The sequence below is a fragment of the Arhodomonas sp. KWT genome, assembly GCF_010993615.1.
In genome coordinates this window covers 1-2392 of sequence record NZ_WNXE01000302.1, presented here as the reverse complement: position 1 = coordinate 2392, position 2392 = coordinate 1, and the positions used below count along the sequence as shown (strand labels likewise).

The 2392-nt window shown below is 64.9% G+C and carries 1 protein-coding gene and 1 pseudogene; both read left to right on the top strand.

The features are described from left to right. Nucleotides 1-489: pseudogene (locus G7A99_RS18170) on the top strand (cytochrome c oxidase subunit II); the annotation flags it as partial. Between the two features lie 19 nt (nucleotides 490-508). Continuing rightward, the gene (gene ctaD, locus G7A99_RS18165; protein WP_163142817.1) at nucleotides 509-2089 is read left to right on the top strand and encodes a cytochrome c oxidase subunit I; all 1581 of its coding nucleotides are present in this window, start codon (nucleotides 509-511) and stop codon (nucleotides 2087-2089) included. Nucleotides 2090-2392: the final 303 nt, after the last annotated feature.

Here is a 2392-nt window from a genome sequence, read left to right as displayed (position 1 = left end):
GGCTACCAGTGGAAGTGGGGCTATGAATACATGGGCGAGGGCGTGAGCTTCTACAGCGAGCTCGCCGAGAGCAGCAACAAGGCCCGGCAAAGGGGCTCCGGCGTGGACCCCGCCTCGGTGAACAATTACCTCCTCGAGGTCGACAACCGCCTCGTGGTGCCCACGGACACCAAGATCCGCTTCATGATCACCTCCGCGGACGTCATCCACTCCTGGTGGGTGCCCGCCCTCGGCTGGAAGAAGGACGCCATTCCGGGCTTCATCAACGAGACCTGGACCCGGATCGACCAGCCGGGTGTGTACCGGGGTCAGTGCGCCGAGCTCTGCGGCCGCGGCCATGCCTTCATGCCGGTGGTGGTCGAGGCCGTCAAGCCGGAGGAGTTCAAGCGCTGGCTTGCGGAGCACAAGAGCGACGGTGGCGCCGACGGGGCGCAGACCGCCGGGGCCGGGGATGCGGGCGAGCCCGTGGTCGCCTCGGCTAACGAATGATCGCTAGGAGGACGATTTCATGAGTGCGACATCACACGACGTGGCGCACGGACACGAGCACAGCCAGGGGTTCATCCGGCGCTGGCTGATGTCCACGAACCACAAGGACATCGGCACCCTCTACCTGGTGACCGCGCTGATCGCGCTGTTCTCCGGCGGCACCATGGCCATGGTCATTCGTGCGGAACTCTTCCAGCCGGGTATCCAGCTGGTGGATCCGTACTTCTTCAACCAGATGACCACCATGCACGGCCTCATCATGATCTTCGGCGCGGTGATGCCGGCGTTCGTGGGCCTGGCCAACTGGATGATCCCGATGATGGTGGGCGCGCCGGACATGGCGCTGCCGCGGATGAACAACTTCAGCTTCTGGCTGCTGCCCGTGGGCCTGCTGCTCATCGCCTCTACGCTGCTGATGCCCGGCGGCGCGCCGGCCGGCGGCTGGACGATGTATCCGCCGCTGGTGCTGCAGACCGGCCAGGCGTTCCCGTTCCTGATATTCGGCATCCATATCCTCGGCATCAGCTCGATCATGGGCGCGATCAACGTCATCGCCACCGTGCTCAACATGCGTGCGCCGGGCATGACGCTTATGAAGATGCCGATGTTCGTGTGGACCTGGCTGATTACCGCGTTCCTGCTGATCGCCGTGATGCCGGTGCTCGCGGGCGCGATCACGATGCTGCTCACCGACCAGTACTTCGGTACGACCTTCTTCAATGCCGCCGGCGGCGGTGACCCGACGCTCTACCAGCACGTGTTCTGGTTCTTCGGCCACCCCGAGGTCTACATCATGATCCTGCCGGCGTTCGGGATCATCTCGGAGATCGTGCCGACGTTCGCGCGCAAGCCGCTGTTCGGCTATGCCTCGATGGTCTACGCCACGGCCTCGATCGCGTTCCTGTCGTTCATCGTATGGGCGCATCACATGTTCACCGTGGGCATGCCGCTGGCCGGTGAGCTGTTCTTCATGTACGCGACCATGCTCATCGCCGTGCCCACGGGCGTGAAGGTGTTCAACTGGGTGGCCACGATGTGGCGCGGGGCGATGACCTTCGAGACGCCGATGCTCTTCGCCATCGGCTTCATTATCCTGTTCACCATCGGTGGCTTCTCCGGGCTGATGCTTGCGATCGCCCCGGCGGACTTCCAGTACCACGACACCTACTTCGTGGTGGCGCACTTCCACTACGTGCTGGTCACCGGTGCGCTGTTCTCCATCATCGCCGCCGTCTACTACTGGCTGCCCAAGTGGACCGGTGTGATGTACAACGAGCGTCTGGGCAAGACGCACTTCTGGCTGTCCGTGATCTTCGTGAACGTGCTGTTCTTCCCGCAGCACTTCCTCGGGCTGGCCGGCATGCCGCGGCGGATCCCGGACTACTCGGCCCAGTTCGCCGACTGGAACATGATCTCCAGCATCGGCGGCTTCGGCTTCGGCCTCACGCAGCTGCTGTTCGTCTATCTCGTGATCCGCAGCATGAGCGGCCGTGGCGAGCCCGCGACGGCGGGCGTCTGGGAGGGCGCGAAGGGCCTGGAGTGGGAGGTGCCCTCGCCGGCGCCGCACCATACCTTCGAGACCCCGCCCGAGGTACGCTAGCGCTACGGGGTGCCGCCTTCCGCGGGAGGCGGCACCGTGAACGGATCAGGGAGAGCGCGTTCCATGCAGGAAGGCGATAACCAGGCCAGACGCCGGCGCGGGGTGCGAATCACCGTGTTCGTGCTCGCGGTGGCGGCACTGGCCGCCTACGTGGGGACCTTCGTCGCGAACATGTAGAGGCGCACCGCGGTCGCGCCGGCGCGACGGGTCGTTACTGGACGATTAGAGGATGGGATCGATGGCACACGCACAGGGTGGGGGGTATTACGTCCCCGACTACAGCTACTGGCCGCTGGTGGCCAG

What these genes read in the sequence shown, in the direction of transcription:
- ctaD (WP_163142817.1), top strand. Translation starts at nt 509, where the DNA reads ATGAGTGCGACATCACACGACGTGGCGCACGGACACGAGCACAGCCAG.